The following is a 19,055-nucleotide window of genomic DNA, read 5'->3' as shown; positions in this document are numbered from 1 at the left end:
AGTTATTAGGGAATATCTTTCTTAAATGCCTTATATGGTATCAGTATTTTATATTTTTTAATGGTCAAATTCATTGGCATTTCTTGCCGACTCTTCATCTGAAATAATGGTTCTCACCTTCTTTTTATCCAGCCACAAAACCAGTGCAGGCAACAATGTAAGGTTGAAAATCAGCGCGACAAATAATGTAATTGAAAGGAGTAAGCCTAACACTACTGTTCCTCCAAATGTTGACGCTGTGAATATGCCAAAGCCAAAGAACAGGATTAAGGCAATGTGCGTCATGCTTACACCCGTTTCGGTGATGGTGTCGGTAATCACCTTCGGGATACTGAAATTCGTTAGCGTGAGTTCTTGTTGATATCGGGTGAGGAAATATATGGTCTGGTCTGAGGCCAAACCAAATGCTATTGTGAAAATCAAAATGGTTGACGGTTTTAATGAAATCCCGAAATAACCCATAATTCCTGCTGTGATTATAAGAGGCACGATGTTCGGCAATAATGAGATGAACATAATGCCCAGACTTTTAAATTGTGCGAGTCTCAAAAGGGAGATCAGCACAATGGCCAGTCCGATGCTTTCAAACAGGTGTTCGAGCATATAATCGGTACCTTTTGAGAAGATAACGCTCGATCCGGTCAGTTCCACGTTAAATTTGTCTGGAGGCAGTATACTATCGATGCGGGGTTTTAATTCTGCCATGATTGCATCCAGGCGTTTTGAACCTACATCTGCCATTTGAAAGCTCATTCTGGTGCTTTGATTGCCTTTGCTGATGAAATTAGTTAGCAGACTGGAATTTCCTTTTCCTCCATTTGCAATATAGGCCAGAATAAAGTTTTTCTCCATATTATCAGGTAAGCGGAAAAAGCTCGTATCGTTGTTGTAGAAAGCCTGAGTTGCATATTTTAATCCCATATTAACGGAAATAGAACGCGAAAATTCCGGGTATGCAGCAATCATTTTCTCCATTTTCTCCATCCGCTTCAGGTTAGTTAAGTTAAAAACGCCATTCTTTTTCTTGGTGTCAACACTTACTTCGAGCGGCAGTATTCCCTCGAAATTTTTCTCGAAGAATTTGAGGTCAGTCAGGATTTCGGAGTTTTTGGGTAAGTCGTCTACAACATAGCCGTTTACATTAATCTTCATTACCCCAATAAAAGCGATAATTGAAATGATCAGCGTACCAACATAAATCAAACCGCTTTTTTGCTGAACCAGCTTATCTGTTTTAACCAGTAGTTTGTGTAGAAATCCTTCTTCAACGTGGGTTTGTGCTTTTAGTTTCGGAGCTGGCAAATAGCTGAAAATGATGGGGATCAGGCACAAACACATAAGCCAGGTAATCATTACATTGATTGACGCCACGCTTCCAAACTGCATCAAAAGCTCACTGCCAGTAAAATAAAGCACACCAAATCCTATTGCAGCTGTAATATTAGCGATTAATGTGGTTACCGCAATGCGTTCTATTGTTACGCTTAAGGCCCTTTGCTTATCACCGTCTTTCCTGAGTTCATTCTGGTATTTGTTGAGTAAGAGAATGCTGTTAGGGATACCAATGATAACGATGAGTGGAGGGATTAACCCCGTTAAAATAGTAAGTTCAAAACCAAATAGCACCAGGATTCCGATGCTCCAGATTACCCCCATAATCACCACCAGAATAGGGAAGAAAACGGCATAAAACTTTCTGAAGAAGATTAGAAGAATAAATGCTGAAACTAATATCGATAAGCCAAGGAACAGCACAAACTCATTACTAACCAGCTTGCTCACAGCCGTGCGTATATAAGGCAGTCCCGAAATATGGACCTGAATTTTGGATTTTTTCTGAAACGCTCTTGCCTTCTCTTCGATTTGTTTTAGTATCGGGTTTCTGGCAGCTGAATTCAGGATCTTCGTATCAAAAGTGATGGCCATTAACGTTGCATTTTTTCTGTTGAAAACCAATCCCTCGAAAAATGGGGTATTGTATAAAGCATTCTTAATTGAATCCATGGCTGCATTCGTTTGCACTACGCCATTTGGAATGGGCTTTAAAATAAACTTTTGCTCAACTGTATCTTTTTCCAGCTGAAAAATTCTGCCGGTTGAAAGTACTTGTTTTATACCTTTGAGTTGTTGGATGTCGTTTGACAGTTTCACCCATTCATTGTAAACTTCTTTCTTAAAAATGTCAGGCGATTGGATTCCAATGACCATTACGCTTCCATCCTCGCCAAATGTTTTCTTAAAATTGTTGTATTTTACGAAGGCGCTGTCCGTAACCGGAAGAATTTTGCTTCCTGTGTAAGAGAGTTTTACGTTTTTAGCCTGATAGGCCATGAAAATGGTGCCGAGTACGAAGAAAACGATAATGGCAATACGGTTCTGAAGAATAAACCTTGATAGCTTTACCCACATGTGTAATCTAGTTTTAAATGATAATGGCAAAACTAAACTTATTTATAAATGAGAATGTCTTTTTGCTCAAATAAATTTGCACAATTAACCTACTTTTGAAAAAATTGTTTTAGCGATATGTTGCACAAGGTCAGGGGAATTGTTTTAAAAACAACCAGTTACAGCGAGAGCAGTGTGGTGGTACAGGTTTTGACAGATAAATTTGGGATGCAATCGTATCTGATTAACGGTGTGAAAAAGCCACGGGCAAAGGTTAAGATGAACATGTTGCAGTCGTTGCATCTTTTGGATATGATTGTTTACCATAAGGCAAATACGAATATTCAGCGCATTTCAGAAGTCAGGCAAACACCGGTGTTCAAAACGATTCCTTATGATATTGTAAAGTCGAGCATCATTATTTTTTTAAACGAAGTACTCTACAAAAGTATCCGGCAGCAGTCTTCAGATGAAAGCTTATTTGATTATATATACAACTCGGTAGCCTGGTTTGATGAGAACGATGAATTGAATCCGAACTTCCATTTGTCTTTCTTGCTGAAGCTTACCCGTTTTTTAGGTTTTGCCCCTAATGAAAAAAGGAGAGGAGATCAGGTTTATTTTGATCTACAGGAAGGAGGATTTGTTTCAAGGGTACCCATCCATTCAAATTATCTCCAGCTGGATGATGCTTTATGCTTTATTTCCCTTTTTGAAACCTCTTTGGAAAAAATTTCTGAAATAAAAATGAGTAATGTGCAACGGAGATTTTTGCTGGATAAAATATTGGTTTTCTATACCTTACATACGGCGTCCTTTGGTGAGGTTCAATCTCATAAAATACTGGAAGTGCTCCTGAGCTGAAAAAAAATAAAAAATATTTGCGAAACAAGATTATAGCGCTATATTTGCATTCCCAAACGGAAAGGGAAATTAGCTCAGCTGGTTCAGAGCACCTCGTTTACACCGAGGGGGTCGGGGGTTCGAACCCCTCATTTCCCACACTAAGCCTTTCAGGAAACTGAGAGGCTTTTTTGTTAAAAAATATTTTACACCTATATCTAAATTTTAAACGCGAAATTGTCCCGGTATTATTTGAGTTAAAATGGTCAGTAAGATTATTCGCTTCATCTTCTTTGGGAACTACTTCGTGGGTATACTGGCGGTTGCACTAACTTTAGAAGCTACAATCCAGTTGCGTCTGCCGTTCAATTCAGTCAACTATTTTCTGTTATTGTTCCTGGCGCCGACCATTTACTATACCTATGCTTACAGTAAGGTTTCTACCCAACCGTCTGCAACAAACCCAAGAACACAGTGGTATTTTGAACATCAGAAACTGATCGGTTTTAGTCAGCTCATTTTATCTGTATTGTGTGCAATACTGGCGGTAAGCCTATTGTATGCTAATTTTTACCACATCTTAAATTTGCCACTGCTTTATTGGGTAGCCATTGGAGTTATACTGATTGCAGCTATACTTTACTATGGTTTACTGCCACGCTCTTTTCTGAATATTAACCTTCGGAATACCGGCTGGTTTAAGGCATTCGTAATCGGCTTTGTGTGGGCTTGTTGCGCCAATGTATTGCCCCTCATTATGCTGAAAATCGAGACGGGTATTAATTATCACGACTCGGTTTTGTGGACATGGTTGTTTATTAAAAATTGGATGTTCTGTACTGTTAACGCAATTATTTTTGACATCAAAGATTATCCAACCGATGCCAATAAGCACCTGCGGACTTTTGTTGTGCGTTATGGATTACGTAAAACCATATTTAATATATTAATTCCTTTACTCATTATTGGCCTGGTTTCTCTGGGGATTTTTGCCAGTTATAAAGGTTTTGGAATTCCGCAGGTATTGTGTAACGTACTACCATTTGTAGCAACCATTTATATCGCGTACTCCATGCACAAACGCCAGAATATCCTTTACTATCTGATGGTTATTGATGGCTTAATATTATTTAAGGCAGTCTGTGGTATCATTGGAATGCAGTTTGTTCAATGATTTGTTTTCAACCTGCAACAACACATGATATTCATTAACTTAGATAGAACATCATATTCCTGACCATTAAAACTACAAGTTTTGTTAAATGATTATAGTAAGATAGCTTCCCGATACGATTTTTTGAGTCGTTTGGTATTTTCCCGGTCACAAGTCAATGCACAGATCAATCAGTTAAAACAAATTCCGGACAATTCAACAGTGCTTATTGCCGGGGGAGGGACTGGCTGGATCCTGGAGGAAATAGCTAAGATACACCCTTCGGGACTGCACATCACCTATGTTGAGATCTCATCAACAATGCTTGTACTTTCTAAAAAAAGAAATTGTGGCGTAAATAACGTCGATTTTATCCACTCGGCAATAGAAGTATACATTGCAGATCATGTTTTCGATGTGATTATTACCCCGTTTCTATTTGATAACTTTTCTTTGCAACGAGCGGAGATTGTTTTTAATAAACTACATCAGCAACTAATAAATGGTGGTTTCTGGTTTATGGTCGATTTCAGTCTGCAACAAAAGCAAGGTATCTGGTGGAAGAAAATTTTCCTTAAGCTGATGTATACTTTTTTTAACATCATTAGTCATGTTGAGGCTAAAAGGCTGATTGATATGTCGGGTTATTTTCTAAGAGCCAATTACACTACTGTTGAAGATCAATTTTATTATGGAAAGTTTATCAGGGCCACCATTTATCAAAAATGACAATTATATAATGCAACTATATTGCATTTGTTCAATTAGTTTATGAATTTTACATCAAAAAAAATGATATGGATTTTGATGTAATAATAATCGGTGGAAGTTATACTGGTTTATCAGCTGCGCTAGCGCTTGGACGGGCAAGAAGGAATGTGCTCGTGATTGATGCCGGAAAACCCTGTAACAGACAAACGCCACACGCTCATAATTTTTTAACACACGATGGGGAGTCGCCAGCAAACATATCAGCGAAAGCTAAAGCCGACGTTTTAAAATATCCAACGATTAGATTTCTTGAAGGAATGGTCAGCTCAACTAAGAAAGAGCAGAATCATTTTTCCGTTCAATTGGAAAGTGGGAGGAGTTTCCAGGCGCGCAAACTGCTTATTGCTACAGGTTTAAAGGATGTTCTACCCGATATTGAAGGTTTTGCAGATTGCTGGGCCATATCTGTTATCCATTGTCCATATTGCCATGGATATGAATTTAAAGATGAGAAAATTGGACTGTTCATGAATGGGGACCATGCTTTTGAAATGGCACGTACACTATGGAACTGGAATAAAGACCTTAAACTGCTCACCAATGGAATATCTCAGTTAACGGTTGAGCAGACAGAAAGATTAAAGTCCAGGTCAATCCCTATAATTGAAGACGAGATTGTAGCTTTTGAGCATGAAAACGGTATGTTGAAAAGTGTAGTCTTCAGGGGTAATAAGAGATTGCCCTTAAAGGCGGTTTACGCCAGAGGGGAAATTATGCAGCATCTTGATTTCGAAACCCAATTAGGACTGTCGATAACAAACTTGAATACAATTAAGGTAGATGAGCAACAAAGGACTAATGTTGACGGTATTTATGCGGCAGGAGATTGCACCACGCTCATGAGAACGCTGTCTGTAGCGGCAGCATCAGGTACGCTTGCCGGAGTCATGATCAATAAGGAATTGACTGGAGAAGATTTTTGATCGATCACAGCAATTAGAATACTATTGCTGCTGCAATTGTTGCGATAAACATCGTTGCCATTACTATTCTATCGGCCGTTATCCACTGCTCTTTGGTTAAAGGAGTTACTGTTTTCTTTGTCGTTGTTTCCGCCTTCGGTCTTACCAGTCTGATTGCAGATATATCCAATTTAATAATCATATGAAAAGTTTTTATAGGTTACTTTTCACAAAACAAATCCTAAGCCAAAGCACTTAGGATTTGTTCAAATGTTGATAACTTGTATTTTTTTGTTAATTATTTGATATTTATACGGTTATAAACCACATCGCTTAATCGTAACAAGTTTTAAAGCTGTATGTTTATTCGAACAATCTGCTGTCCTATCGTTTTATTTATGAGTACATTAGCCCGGCGTTTCCTCTTGTGCAACACGGTTTAATTTACTGTTTTTCCTGCCGTATCCAAAATAAATGGCTAAACCAATAATCAGCCATACTGCTAACCTTAACCAGGTTTCCCAGGGTAGAAAAACCATCATGGCAATACATGTTAAAATACCAAGAATAGGTATCAGTGGTACAAAGGGAACTTTAAACGGCCGTTCTGCTTCCGGATTGGTTTTTCTCAGAATTAAAATTCCGGCACAAACCATCAAAAAGGCAAGTAGTGTACCGATGCTCGTCATTTCTCCTACAACATTCATCGGAACAAATGCTGCAAATAGGCCTATGAAAATGCAAAGGATTATGTTTGATTTCCATGGTGTTTTAAACTTGCTGTGCACATCGGAAAACATTTTTGGCAGTAACCCATCCTTACTAATGGAGTAAAACATTCTTGACTGCGCCATCAAGTCAATCAGAATAACCGAAGTGTAGCCGATGAGAATAGCGAGGATGATTGCCTGGCTCAGCCAGCCGTAGGGCGTTTTCTCTATTGCAATCGCAACAGGCGCGCCACTGTTTGCAAATTCTTTATAGTTTGCTAAACCCGTCATCACATGGCCAAACAACCCAAATAAAACTGTGCAAACTAAAAGGGATCCAATAATGCCGATGGGTAAATCCCGGGCTGGGTTTTTTGTCTCCTGAGCTGAAGCGGCTACCGCATCAAAACCTATAAACACGAAAAATACCAGTCCGGCACCACGTAAAACACCACTCCAGCCGAACTGACCGAACGTACCAGTATTTTCAGGGATATAAGGATGGTAATTTGCAGGGTTAATGTATTTCCAGCCTAACGCGATAAATACCAGTACTACGCCAACCTTTAGGAAAACAATGATGCCATTTACAATGGCCGATCCTTTGGTTCCGCGAATCAATATTGCTGTCATTAATACCACAACTAAAGCCGCGGGAATGTTAATCATACCGTGAACAACTGATCCATCAGCAAGTTTCCCTGTTTCAAAAGGAGATAAAGTAAGTTGTGGAGGTAGGTAAATTCCGAGGCTTCCCAGAAATTTTGTTAAATATTGCGACCAGCTAATGGCTACCGTTGCGCAGCCAACTGAATATTCCAAAACTAAATCCCATCCGATGATCCAGGCAAATAGCTCACCCATTGTGGCGTAAGAATAGGTATAGGCACTTCCTGCAACCGGGATCATGGATGCAAATTCTGCATAACATAATGCTGCAAAACCACAACCGAGGGCAGCAATTACAAATGAAAGCGTTACCGCCGGGCCAGAATGGTTTGCTGCCGCTAAACCAGTAATGGAGAACAGCCCTGCACCAAGCGTTAAACCAACCCCTATTAAAATGAGGTTTACCGGACCTAGTGTTCTTTTAAGTGTCCCTTCGCCACTTTGATTTGCCTCTGCAACAATGCTAACTATAGATTTTTTCATGAAAATAAGTTATGACGATGCAAAATTATCAAAATATATTAAATCTATCGTATTTATATGGTGGGGTTGTGTGGTGGTCTAACAAATAATCCTGATCCCGAAGGCGGTCGTCATCAAAGCATTTACACCCTGATTGTATAGTGTGATGCCAAAGGCCAAGTCAGGTAAATTCATCAATTCCTGGCTTTTTTTAAGGCTATTAAAGACCATCTAAATTTTATATATAAAATTAATTGCCTGTATAATAGTTAGTTATTCATTATTATTCATTTGATACAGTACTATGTATTGCATAGTACATTATAAAACATATATCTTTGTATTATGATAGCAGAAAATACGCAAACGCAAATGCGGAAGGGAATTCTGGAATACTGTGTTTTATCAATCATTTCGAGAGGAGAAATTTATGCCTCAGATATTATTGCCGAATTACGTGCGGCAAAATTATTAATCGTTGAGGGTACACTATATCCATTATTAACCAGGCTTAAGAACAATGGTTTATTAAGCTATAACTGGGTAGAATCTACCTCAGGCCCACCACGCAAATATTATGTCTTGACAGAAGAAGGCAGAGAAATATTATCAAAATTAGATCAAACCTGGCAGGAACTGGCTTATGCTGTGGGTGTATCTCAAACCGGAGCCAGCTCATAATAAGTAAACGAAATGGAAAAGACCATCATCATAAATATAGGAAACACCATCATTCATATTGAGGAAAGTGCCTACGAACTCTTAAAAGCCTACTTAAATGAGGTAAAGCAATATTTTGCCAATCATGCCGACGATCTCGAAATCGTAACCGACATTGAGAACAGAATTGCCGAATTACTAACAGAACAACTGGAAGCCCAGAAGAAACAGGTAGTTGACTCCGCAGATGTGAATGCTGTTATTGCTCAAATGGGAAAAGTCAGAGATTTTGATGCTACCGAAGATGCTGAGGAAGAGCCTGTTCAGGAAAGCAATTACCAGCATCAGTACACCGAAAAGAAATTGTACCGTGACATGGATGATCGTGTAGTGGCAGGTGTTAGTTCAGGCATTGCACATTATATCAATACTGAAGCACGATGGATCAGACTGGCCATGCTGTTGCTTACTTTTCTGGGCGGAACCGGGATATTACTTTATGTATTATTGTGGATCATTATGCCTAAGGCAAAGTCGCGGGTTGAGAGAATGGAGATGAAAGGAGAGACGGCTAACCTCGAAGGGTTTCAACGAAACCTGGATGAAGAATTGGAAGCGATTAAACGCGGGATGTCTTATGCAGGAAACCACACCGGTTCTATCTTTGCCAGAATAGGAATTTTTATAGGGGAATTTTTTGAATGGCTGGGTCGGTTCATATCCGGAACCGGAAAGGTAATTTTCAAGGTAATTGCAGGATTCATCATCCTCTTCGGGATACTTTTTTTGCTTGGTTTAATTATTGGTGTCGCTGCTTTTCAAGGTTTCCTCGATGCCAGCATTTACGAATATTTTCCTTTCTCCATCATCGATGAGAGCAATAGAGGTGTAATTCTGTTTTCGGCATTCATCGTAATGTTTATCCCGATACTGGCTCTTGTTCTCTTTTCAATCAGGGTTGCTTTTAATAAACAGGCCATTAACAAAACACTTTCTTTTGCATTACTGATTGTGTGGCTGGCCGGAGTAGCCACCGCTTGTTATCATGCAGCTAGAATTTCTTCTGAGTTTAAGCAACATGCAGAATTAACCGAAACTGTTGATCTGGAAATTACGCCTACTTACGTAATTGATATCGATAAAAGTAAGTATTTCAGTCATGAAGATAGTGTTTCCTACCACATTACCAATGGTAACCGCAACCAAATCGTAACTGATGATTTTGAAAACGGCCCTTTTGTATCGCCTAACAACATCAGAATTAACATTGAAAAAAGCGAAACGGGTACAGCGCGATTAATTAAAAAATACGAATCGCAGGGGAAAAACTTTCCAACAGCACTTCAGAACGCACAAAACATAAACTATACCTATGATTTAAAAGATTCGCTTTTTGTATTCAACCCACGATTTGAACTGAGAAAGGGTACCATCTGGAGAAATCAGGAAGTAACCTTAATCTTCGAAATTCCGGTGGGCACAAGGCTTATTTTAAAAGAAGATGCCTATAGGTATATCAATAACTATTGGGCATGGAGCTGTAATGATCATGAAGATGACCACAACAACTACAGCGTCTGGATCATGACCGAAGAAGGTTTGAAATGTAAGTATGATTTAGACCACCCTGAAGAGAATACAGAAAACCAATAACATGTTTTAAATATCGTCCCGATTCGCAGATTATCGAACCGGGACGATTGCCACCCATTAGTTTAAACCACACCTACCAGACCATGAAAAAATTGCTAATGCTTATGGCATGCCTGATGGCATGTGGGGTTTCCTTTGCCCAAAAATTACATCACCTATCGGGGAAAATTATCGATGAAAAGTCCGCCGGCGTGCCATTTGCAGTAGTAAGTCTGCATAAAATCGCTGATACCAGTCTGGTGAAGCGCATATCTTCCAACATCGATGGTCGTTTCGAATTTACTCAGTTAAAAGAGGGTAATTACATGATCTCAGTTTCAATAGTTGGCTTTAAACGAAAAACTACCAATCCGTTTTTGCTGGGTGAAGATGTAGAGTTACCCGCCATTGCGATCGAAAGCTTAACGAAGCAGTTAAATGAAGTAAATGTTTCCGGAAAGAAACCATTTATCGAGCACCAGATCGATAAAACAGTTTTAAATGTCGAAAACAGCATCACCGCGTCAGGGGGAACGGCATTGGAGGTTTTGGAAAAGGCTCCAGGCGTGCAGATCGACCGTCAAAGTGACCAGATCAAGCTGAATAACAAATCCGGGGTATTAGTCATGATTGATGGTAAGACAAACTTCCTATCGGGCGCCGATGTAACTGCCCTGCTCAGTAACATGAGTGCAGAACAGATTTCTACGATTGAACTCATTACCAATCCATCTTCAAAATATGATGCAGCAGGAAACGCAGGAATCATTAATATTAAGCTTAAAAGGAATAAAGCCTATGGGACTAACGGCACGGCTTCACTTAATACCGGTCAAGCCTTCATGCCCGATTCACCTAAAGACTTATACCGGGTTGGAATTAACGTTAACCTCAATCATCGTGAGGGAAAATGGAATGTTTTTGGAAATGGTGCTATAGCTACAAAATCAACATTTAATAACACCTATCTGGACCGGACAACATCGGCCAATGGTGTTGCCAGTCTGCTTACCCAGAATTTTGATCGTAAAAATAAAGGAACTGGTTTTCAAGGCAAATTAGGCGCTGATTATTACGCATCAGAAAAAACGGTATTTGGGGTAATGGTTGATGCCAATACAGTGAGTACAAAGCTTACTAATTTCAGTAATACCAATATTAGTGCCGTTCAAAACGGGATAGCTAACCTGAGTTCGATTCTTCAGGATGCCAATTCAACTTCGCCGGTAAGTAGCATCACCGCAAACTTTAATATCAAGCATGATTTTGATAAAAAGGGTAAAAGTTTAACCTTCGACGTGGATTATTCCGGTTTCGGAAACGAGAAAGATGAGTACTTTTTGGCCAGTTATTTAAACAGTGGGCGGGTTTTGACCAATCAAACTAATTTAAGGAATAATACAGATGCACAGATCAATGTTTACGCTGCTAAAACAGATTTAACATTGCCCTTATCAAAAACAGTTAAAGTTGAAACCGGGTTGAAAAGCAGCTATGTTGTTACGAATAACGATTTTCTTTCGGAGCAACTGATTAATGGCACCTGGCAGAATGATATTGGCAAGTCGAATAAATTTATTTACAAAGAAAATATCAATGCTGCTTATGTAAATTTTGGTAAAGAATGGAAGGTTTGGCAAGTACAACTCGGTTTAAGAGCAGAGCATACTCACTCGAACGGCAACTCGATTACAGAAAACAAGGAAGTCGACCGCAATTATCTCTCGCTTTTCCCAACAGCTTTTGTGAACCAGAAAATCACTGAAAACCATAATATCCGTTATTCGTATAGCCGAAGAGTAGATCGTCCGAATTATCAGCAGTTGAACCCTTTTGTTTTCTATTTGGATCCGCTGGCTGTAGATCAGGGTAATCCTTATCTTAAACCGCAGTTTACCAACAATTACGAAATCAGTTATAGTTATAAAGAGAATTCACTGTCGCTCAATTATTCCGATACGCGCGACATGATCACACAGGTTAGTCAGCAGGACGATGCCACTCGTGTTATCAGTGTAATCCGCCAGAATCTTGGTCGTTTTCAAAACTATTCCGCTGCAATCAGTGTGCCGGTTAAAATTGCTAAATGGTGGAATTTCCAAAATAATTTCAGTGTTTATTACAGTAAATTCAACGATCCGAATCTCGAAGGTGCAGCTTACAGTGCAGGCAAGGTTGCTTTTAATGTGTATAGCTCAAGTTCTTTTACTTTGCCTAAGGATTTTTCTTTTGAAATAAATTTTTGGTTGAATAGCCCGCGGATATCTGGTGTAGAAAGAACAACCATTACACAATACGCGCTAAATGCCGGAATGCAGAAATCCATGTTAGATAAAAAACTTAAACTGAGATTGAGTATGGATGATATTTTCTTAACCAATTACTGGGCAGGAAGCCTGGTGTACCAGAATGTTAATATGAATGTCGTTAACCATTATACCAGCCGACGAGCGAACCTGAGCATTAGCTACAATTTCGGAAACCAAAATGTGAAATCAGCAAGATCCAGAAGCACCGCAACCGATGATATCAAAAACAGGGCAGGAGGGAATTGATATCATGGTTATCTGAGGGTTAAATGATAATGGAAGGAATAGGCAAAAAGCTTACGGAGAAATAACATCATTCAGGTGGAAGATAATCAAAGCCTGAATTAATACCCTTATTTCCAGTAATCCGCAAGTTTTTCAGCCTCTTTTTTAGTTAAATGGATTACTGCTCCATGCTTTGGCGAGGGGAAATTTGTAGACCTCATTACTCCTTCGTTAAAACGACCCAGATTTTTGAAGTTAACAAAATCAGCTGTTTCGCTGAAGCCAAAATTGTGAGGGTTAATCCGGTAAATGTCGTAAATCAGCAACCATTTTTGCTGACCGATAATTTTATACACCGTAGGTGCTTCGCAGCCTTTGTCCTCCGGATCGTACCATTTATCGTCATATTGATAACCCGAATTGATTGTGCTGGAAACGGCCTGTTTCACCCCTGAAGTTCCATCATGAGGAACATAAAACATATGATACTTATTGCCAACTTTGGTAATGTCGGCATCGATGTAAGAGACATCTTTCGGATAGCTGAACAACAATTTAGGTGGAGTATCCAAACCTTTAAAATCCTTATTCATGTAAGAATAGTACACTTTATCTTTTCCGTTGCCAAAACGCATGGTGAAGTAAATCATCATTTTTTTCTGAGCTTCATCATAAATAAGCTCAGGCGCCCATGCGCAGCCAATATCAGCAAGTTCAGGAAAGGCCTGGTCTACTCTTAGAACCTGATGAGTCCAATGAATGAGGTCTTTTGACTTCATTAAAACCAAGCCACGGTTATTTCCCCAGCCGTATTTCTTTCCATCACGTTCCCATTCGGTACTTCTGTAGCCTTGCTTTTGAGCATATATGTGAAGGTCGGTTAGAGCCAGATAAAACATGCCATCCGGTCCGCGGCAGATGTAGGGATCGCGTATGCCCTTTTGCTCGGCAATGGTATCTCCGGCAATAATAGGCTTCGCCTGGTTAATATCGGTAAAACTATAACCGTCTTTACTTAGTGCCATGTAAAGGCCATGCGTATCGTCCTTGAAATAGACCATCAGATAGGCTGACATATCTTTTTCTGTAGGAATCTTTTGCTTTTTCTGTGCCTTTGCCATGGCGAAAAAGAAAATCATCAAGGAGGAGATAAATATTAATTTATACTGAAACTTCATTTGGTTCTATGTTGGTTAGAAATTGAAGTCCAAAATAACCAATAATCGTCAATTCAACGATTATTGGTCAGGAATATTTTATGTTAACCTTTACAGACGGGAACTTTAATGCAGGCTATTGTTTTAATAAGGCATCTATTTCCCCGTTAAATTCCTTTACAAATTCGGTATAGTACTTTCCGGTAGCCGGGCCACTGTATCCGGTATGGATCTGAGCAACCTCACCTTTTTTATTAATGATAATGGTAGTTGGAAATGATAAAAAGTTCTTTAAGGCGGGCAATGATTCTGCAACAAGTTGTTTATCCGGTTTCCCCGCGATAACCTGATCATATTCAATTCCAAACTTTTCACGAAACCGGCTTAAAGCTGTACGGACATATGCCGAATCGAGTTGTCTCTCATAGTGAATGCCTATAATTTCGACACCACGTTTACGGTTTTCTTTATACCAGGGTGCCAGGAAAGTTGCCTCGTCAACACAGTTGGGGCACCAGGTACCTGTTATGGTCAAAATCACAACTTTATTCTTGAACTTTTCATCATTAAGCGATATTTTTTTTCCATTCACATCAGGCAAAGAGAAATTAAGGGTTTTGTAACCATCTTTCAAAAATGTCAGTTTAGTTGCATCCGGTAAAGCCGCATTTTCATTTTTTATACCGTCAAAGGGTACGTTGCCACGTGCCGTAACAATCTCCCCATTGATGCTGCCCTCCTTTGTAAAAGTACCTTTGTAAAATGAGGGTCCCGATCCGATAAAGCTGGATAAATAAAATTTGTCGCCATCCACAACACCCTCCAGGTAACGCGAATCGCCTGTGATACGTAGAAATGTCCCGGTAAGTTTATTGCCTTGTTGTTTAAACAGGCCTACAACCTTTTCAGGATCTCCATTTGGCGATTTAAATGTCACATCGTAAGTTCCGGAAAAATCACCCGAGGCAGGTTTTCCGTCTGTTTTAAAACGATAGTTTTCACCCTTCCTGGCCGCTAAGACCGTCGGTTTCCCTGTACGATCTTGTTTTCTCAACACTCCGATCAACGAATCACCTTCCAGTTTTAACGCAAATTCGTTATCAAACTGGTTTAATTTAACCAAAACAGAATCTCCGGTCTGTGTTACAACACCTCCTTCGAAATGCTCGTCGGCATTTAAAAATACGAGATGTGCAGGGCCGCCATTTTTTGAACTGATCTCAAAATTAAAGGGTACCTCTACATCAGGCTTAATCTTAAAAACGCCCCTCCATTTGCCTGGTAATGAAAAAGTATTTGATTTTACACTTTTAGCATCCTTTTTTATACTGGTTTGTGCCTTTATAAGGCTTGCTGAGGATAAAAGAGATAAGGATAGAAATGCAACAGTTTTAATATTCATAATCGTGGGTGAATCTAAGGATTCAGGGCAAAGGTAACGATCTCAAGAGCTAAGAAGAAATTTTTTAAATAAATTCTAGGGATTTTATAGTCTATTCAATTATTGTACTATCTTTGCGCCAGTTATTTTAAAATACTTATCAAGAAAGGTGGAGGGAATGGCCCCGTGAAACCTTAGCAACCCGCCGTAGCTGGAAAAGGTGCTAATTCCATCCCAAAGTTTTTGGGGTAGTTAAGTCAGTTGATTGCAAATATGTATGATAATATATTGTAGCACTTCTGATTTAAGGAAGTGCTTTTTCATTTGGCAGTATTGCAATGTTGAGCGGTATTAAATCACAATAAAAAAGAAACGATGAAAAAAACTAACGAGCAGGCACCCTATCAAATTACCCACTTTAAAAAATACCTAAAGCTATCGCGAATGTGTAGCAGCGGTTGCTGAGACGCTAAAAAAGAAACGTAATCAGCGTTTCCTGTCTCAAATTAAATGTCATTTATTATTGTGTTAAAATTCGCCCAAAAGCGAAGTGGAATGGCTTTGCCCGGATTTTGACAATTTTTAAACTAATCATTAATCATATCTTATTTATGTTCAAGAAAATTAAGCTGTCTGCAATACTTTTTTTGCTACTGCTTTCACAGATCTCCCGTGCACAAAATATCACGGTTTCGGGTATTGTAAAAAGTGCATCAGGTCAAACATTGCCTGGGGTATCAGTTGTGGTAAAAGGAGCCAAAGAAGCGGCTACGACCAATAACAACGGATCATTTACCATTTCTGCAAATCCGAAAAGTATATTGTTAATCTCTTACATTGGATTTGATACCAAAGAGGTTGAGATCACAGAAAACACAAAAAATTTAGCAATTATTTTAACTGAAAGCAGTAACGCGCTGGATGAGGTAGTGGTCACTGCCCTGGGTATTTCGCGTGAAAAAAAATCTCTGGGTTATGCCGTTCAGGAGCTAAAGGGACAGAGCCTTACTGAAGCCCGGGAAAGTAATCTCGTAAATGCGCTGGCCGGAAAAGTAGCAGGGGTCAGGATCACGAATAGCCAGGGTGATATGGGTTCTTCCAGAGTAGTTATCCGTGGGGAAACATCCATCTCCGGAAATAACCAGCCATTGTTTGTAGTTGATGGCATTCCGGTGGATAATTCACAGTTAAGCGGTGCCGGCGCGAGGGATTATGCCAATACCATTTCTGATATCAACTCAAATGATATTGAGTCGATCAGTGTGTTAAAGGGCCCCAATGCTGCGGCACTATACGGCTCGCGGGCTGCGGCGGGAGTGATTATCATTAAAACAAAAACCGGAAAATCGAAAAAAGGATTGGGTGTTACCTTCAATTCAAATGCAGTAATCGAAACCTTATTAACCTTACCTAAGTATCAGGATGTTTTCGGACAAGGGTCTGAGGGTAGGTTCAGTTATGTTGATGGTAAAGGTGCAGGGATTAATGATGGAGTAGATGAGAGTTGGGGACCTAGAATGGATGGCCGGCTGATTCCTCAGTTTTTCTCTAAGGGGGTAGCCGTACCCTTCGAAGCGCATCCAGACAATGTTCGCGATTTCTTTGAAACCGGTTATTCGCTTTCAAATGGTATTGCTGTAGAAGATGCAAGTGAGAAATTTAACTATCGCCTGTCTTACAATAACCTGAAGCAGGTTGGTGTAATCCCGAATTCAGGACAAGGCAAAAACTCACTTACGTTAAATACTACCCTAAATATCACACCTAAACTTAGCCTTACCGGAAATGTAAACTACAATATGTTGAATGCAGATAATTTGCCTGGAACCGGCGGCTCACGATCAACCAGTACCATGTTGCAGTTTACCTGGTTCGGCAGGCAGGTTGATATCAACCGCCTGAAAAATTACCTGGATGAAAATGGAAATACATTCAACTGGAACAACAGCTATTATAGTAATCCGTATTGGGTTGCCTACGAAAATACCGTATCACAACGTAGAAATAGAATTATCGGAAGTGTGGGCTTAAAATATGCCATTATAGATGGTTTGAATTTTAACTTCCGGTCAGGAACAGATTATTATAACGATCGCCGTAAAGTCAAAATCGCTTACGGTACAAATGGTACACCTTTCGGATCTTATACAGAAAGCGCATACACGGTTAGTGAAAGCAATACGGATGCTACCCTTAGTTATGATAAAAAACTTAATGATGATTTCAGCATTGAAACCCTCGTAGGTACCAATATTCGGTCGAGATTTACCGAACAGAATGATCAGAGTGCGCCCAGGCTGGCGGTAGCTGGTTTATACACCCTTTCTAATTCTCGTGATCCCCTAACTTCTTCAAACAGTTATACAGATTTTAAAACCTATGGCATTTACGGATCTGCCCAGGTTGCATTCAGAAATTACCTGTTTGTAAATGCAACTGCAAGAAATGACTGGTCGTCTACGCTTCCGACACAAAACAGGTCTTACTTTTATCCTTCATTCAACGGAAGTTTATTGCTCACTGAAGCTTTTGATATTAAAAGTGACTTATTAGACTACGCCAAAATCCGCGGGGGATGGTCTAAAGTGGGTAAAGATGCTTCGCCATACCTACTAATAAATACGTATACTTTTGGGGCTCCTTTCGGTACAAGTCCTCAACTCATTCCATCAGCAACAGATTTGAACCCGGATTTAAAGCCAGAAACTACTTCTTCATCAGAGCTTGGCTTAGAGGCGGTATTATTCAACAAACGCCTGCGCTTTGATTTAGGCGTATATAATAGTAACAGTTTCAACCAGATTTTAAGCGTAGATGTAAGTGCGAGTACCGGTTTCAGATCTAAATTACTTAATGCAGGGAAGATCAATAACAAAGGGATTGAAGTGCAGCTGGGGGTAACGCCAGTGAAGAAAGCTTTTACCTGGGATATTGATGTAAATTACGCTGCGAACAGAAGTAAGGTCATTGAACTTGATCAAAGCGGATTGTTGCAAACCTATGTTGTGGCAACAAACTCTGCTCAGGTTATTGCTGCGGTAGGTCAGCCGTATGGTGCACTGTTTGGTAATGCTTTCCTGAGAGATGGAAATGGCAATATCGTAGTAAATGCCACGGGCGCACCGCAAACCGATCCAACTAAAAAGGTTTTAGGTAAGTACACTCCTGACTGGATAGGGGGAATTTCGAATACCTTCAGCTATAAGGGCTTTAGTTTGGGCGTATTAATTGATGCCAGTTTTGGTGGATCAATTTATAACGGTACCTATGCAACCGGAACGTACACTGGTGTACTTGCTTCTACTTTGCCAGGTAGGGCAGCAGAATTTGGCGGGATTTCATATTACTATCCCGGCAACCTTAAAGCCAATGGAACTGTTAGGCTGGCAGCAGGCACTGCTGCACCTGCAGGTGTAACGGTTTACGATGATGGAATCATCTTCGATGGTGTTACTGCTGACGGAAAGAAAAATGAAAAAATACTTCCTGCCCAAACTTATTACAAATCGTTTAGAACCATTGATGAAGCCAATATTTTCGACGCATCATACGTAAAGCTTCGTGAAATTAAACTTACCTATAACCTGCCTGCGAAATGGCTTCGTCCATTGAGCCTGCAAGGTGTATCTGTCGCTTTAGTTGGAAGAAACCTGGCTATACTGCACCGAAATGTAACGGATATCGATCCGGAGGTGGCATTCAATACGGGTAACGGACAAGGTTTGGAAAGTTTATCTAACCCAACAACCCGTACTTACGGTATCAACCTAAACATTAAATTTTAATTACCCTG

The 19,055-nt window shown here is 39.8% G+C and carries 13 protein-coding genes, 1 tRNA gene and 1 riboswitch; of the genes, 9 read left to right on the top strand and 5 right to left on the bottom strand.

Annotated elements, in window-relative coordinates; translation table 11 throughout:
• Positions 1-57: 57 nt before the first annotated feature.
• On the bottom strand, positions 58-2,409 hold the full coding sequence (locus AC570I_RS11360) for an efflux RND transporter permease subunit (protein ID WP_497405517.1): 2,352 nt from the start codon (positions 2,407-2,409) through the stop codon (positions 58-60).
• 117 nt (positions 2,410-2,526) lie between these two features.
• On the opposite strand from AC570I_RS11360, the gene recO reads away from it, so the two are divergent.
• From recO to AC570I_RS11335, 5 genes are all read left to right on the top strand, one after another.
• Positions 2,527-3,252 carry a DNA repair protein RecO gene (gene recO / locus AC570I_RS11355; protein WP_497405516.1) on the top strand — a complete coding sequence of 242 codons (726 nt, stop codon included), beginning with the start codon at positions 2,527-2,529 and terminating at the stop codon, positions 3,250-3,252.
• 63 nt (positions 3,253-3,315) lie between these two features.
• Positions 3,316-3,390, top strand: a tRNA-Val gene (locus tag AC570I_RS11350).
• A gap of 103 nt (positions 3,391-3,493) precedes the next feature.
• Positions 3,494-4,405 (top strand): UbiA prenyltransferase family protein, encoded by a 912-nt coding sequence (locus AC570I_RS11345; RefSeq protein WP_497405515.1) that lies wholly within the window; start codon positions 3,494-3,496, stop codon positions 4,403-4,405.
• Positions 4,406-4,486: 81 nt separating this feature from the next.
• Positions 4,487-5,113 (top strand): class I SAM-dependent methyltransferase, encoded by a 627-nt coding sequence (locus tag AC570I_RS11340; RefSeq protein WP_497405514.1) that lies wholly within the window; start codon positions 4,487-4,489, stop codon positions 5,111-5,113.
• A 68-nt stretch (positions 5,114-5,181) separates the two neighbouring features.
• The gene (locus AC570I_RS11335; RefSeq protein WP_497405513.1) at positions 5,182-6,078 is read left to right on the top strand and encodes an NAD(P)/FAD-dependent oxidoreductase; all 897 of its coding nucleotides are present in this window, start codon (positions 5,182-5,184) and stop codon (positions 6,076-6,078) included.
• Between the two features lie 13 nt (positions 6,079-6,091).
• On the opposite strand, the gene AC570I_RS11330 is transcribed toward AC570I_RS11335, so the two are convergent.
• Complete coding sequence (locus AC570I_RS11330) at positions 6,092-6,259, bottom strand: hypothetical protein (protein ID WP_156166703.1); 168 nt, start codon at positions 6,257-6,259, stop codon at positions 6,092-6,094.
• A gap of 205 nt (positions 6,260-6,464) precedes the next feature.
• A complete protein-coding gene (locus tag AC570I_RS11325) occupies positions 6,465-7,919 on the bottom strand; it encodes an amino acid permease (protein WP_497405512.1) in 1,455 nt (484 codons plus the stop codon).
• A 324-nt stretch (positions 7,920-8,243) separates the two neighbouring features.
• Here AC570I_RS11325 and AC570I_RS11320 point away from each other — a divergent pair, with 324 nt between their 5' ends.
• The 3 genes from AC570I_RS11320 (at position 8,244) to AC570I_RS11310 (ending at position 12,745) form a co-directional block, all read left to right on the top strand.
• Complete coding sequence (locus AC570I_RS11320; RefSeq protein WP_047798814.1) at positions 8,244-8,579, top strand: PadR family transcriptional regulator; 336 nt, start codon at positions 8,244-8,246, stop codon at positions 8,577-8,579.
• Positions 8,580-8,591: 12 nt separating this feature from the next.
• Positions 8,592-10,211: a PspC domain-containing protein gene (locus tag AC570I_RS11315; RefSeq protein WP_497405511.1), complete on the top strand. Its 1,620-nt coding sequence runs from the start codon at positions 8,592-8,594 to the stop codon at positions 10,209-10,211.
• An 83-nt stretch (positions 10,212-10,294) separates the two neighbouring features.
• The gene (locus AC570I_RS11310) at positions 10,295-12,745 is read left to right on the top strand and encodes a TonB-dependent receptor domain-containing protein (RefSeq protein WP_497405510.1); all 2,451 of its coding nucleotides are present in this window, start codon (positions 10,295-10,297) and stop codon (positions 12,743-12,745) included.
• A 107-nt stretch (positions 12,746-12,852) separates the two neighbouring features.
• Here AC570I_RS11310 and AC570I_RS11305 read toward each other — a convergent pair whose 3' ends face one another.
• Positions 12,853-13,902: a glycoside hydrolase family 43 protein gene (locus tag AC570I_RS11305; protein ID WP_497405509.1), complete on the bottom strand. Its 1,050-nt coding sequence runs from the start codon at positions 13,900-13,902 to the stop codon at positions 12,853-12,855.
• Between the two features lie 115 nt (positions 13,903-14,017).
• A complete protein-coding gene (locus AC570I_RS11300; RefSeq protein ID WP_497405508.1) occupies positions 14,018-15,283 on the bottom strand; it encodes a peroxiredoxin family protein in 1,266 nt (421 codons plus the stop codon).
• 133 nt (positions 15,284-15,416) lie between these two features.
• Positions 15,417-15,521, top strand: a riboswitch (SAM riboswitch).
• 352 nt (positions 15,522-15,873) lie between these two features.
• On the opposite strand from AC570I_RS11300, the gene AC570I_RS11295 reads away from it, so the two are divergent.
• On the top strand, positions 15,874-19,047 hold the full coding sequence (locus AC570I_RS11295; protein WP_497405507.1) for a SusC/RagA family TonB-linked outer membrane protein: 3,174 nt from the start codon (positions 15,874-15,876) through the stop codon (positions 19,045-19,047).
• Positions 19,048-19,055 lie beyond the last annotated feature (8 nt).

The organism is Pedobacter sp. A2324, assembly GCF_059693705.1.
This window is presented reverse-complemented; position numbering and strand designations above follow the sequence as displayed.

Coding starts and splice junctions, on each gene's coding strand:
- AC570I_RS11360 (WP_497405517.1), bottom strand. CDS start 2,409: ATGTGGGTAAAGCTATCAAGGTTTATTCTTCAGAACCGTATTGCCATT.
- recO (WP_497405516.1), top strand. CDS start 2,527: ATGTTGCACAAGGTCAGGGGAATTGTTTTAAAAACAACCAGTTACAGC.
- AC570I_RS11345 (WP_497405515.1), top strand. CDS start 3,494: ATGGTCAGTAAGATTATTCGCTTCATCTTCTTTGGGAACTACTTCGTG.
- AC570I_RS11335 (WP_497405513.1), top strand. CDS start 5,182: ATGGATTTTGATGTAATAATAATCGGTGGAAGTTATACTGGTTTATCA.
- AC570I_RS11330 (WP_156166703.1), bottom strand. CDS start 6,259: ATGATTATTAAATTGGATATATCTGCAATCAGACTGGTAAGACCGAAG.
- AC570I_RS11325 (WP_497405512.1), bottom strand. CDS start 7,919: ATGAAAAAATCTATAGTTAGCATTGTTGCAGAGGCAAATCAAAGTGGC.
- AC570I_RS11320 (WP_047798814.1), top strand. CDS start 8,244: ATGATAGCAGAAAATACGCAAACGCAAATGCGGAAGGGAATTCTGGAA.
- AC570I_RS11315 (WP_497405511.1), top strand. CDS start 8,592: ATGGAAAAGACCATCATCATAAATATAGGAAACACCATCATTCATATT.
- AC570I_RS11310 (WP_497405510.1), top strand. CDS start 10,295: ATGAAAAAATTGCTAATGCTTATGGCATGCCTGATGGCATGTGGGGTT.
- AC570I_RS11305 (WP_497405509.1), bottom strand. CDS start 13,902: ATGAAGTTTCAGTATAAATTAATATTTATCTCCTCCTTGATGATTTTC.
- AC570I_RS11300 (WP_497405508.1), bottom strand. CDS start 15,283: ATGAATATTAAAACTGTTGCATTTCTATCCTTATCTCTTTTATCCTCA.
- AC570I_RS11295 (WP_497405507.1), top strand. CDS start 15,874: ATGTTCAAGAAAATTAAGCTGTCTGCAATACTTTTTTTGCTACTGCTT.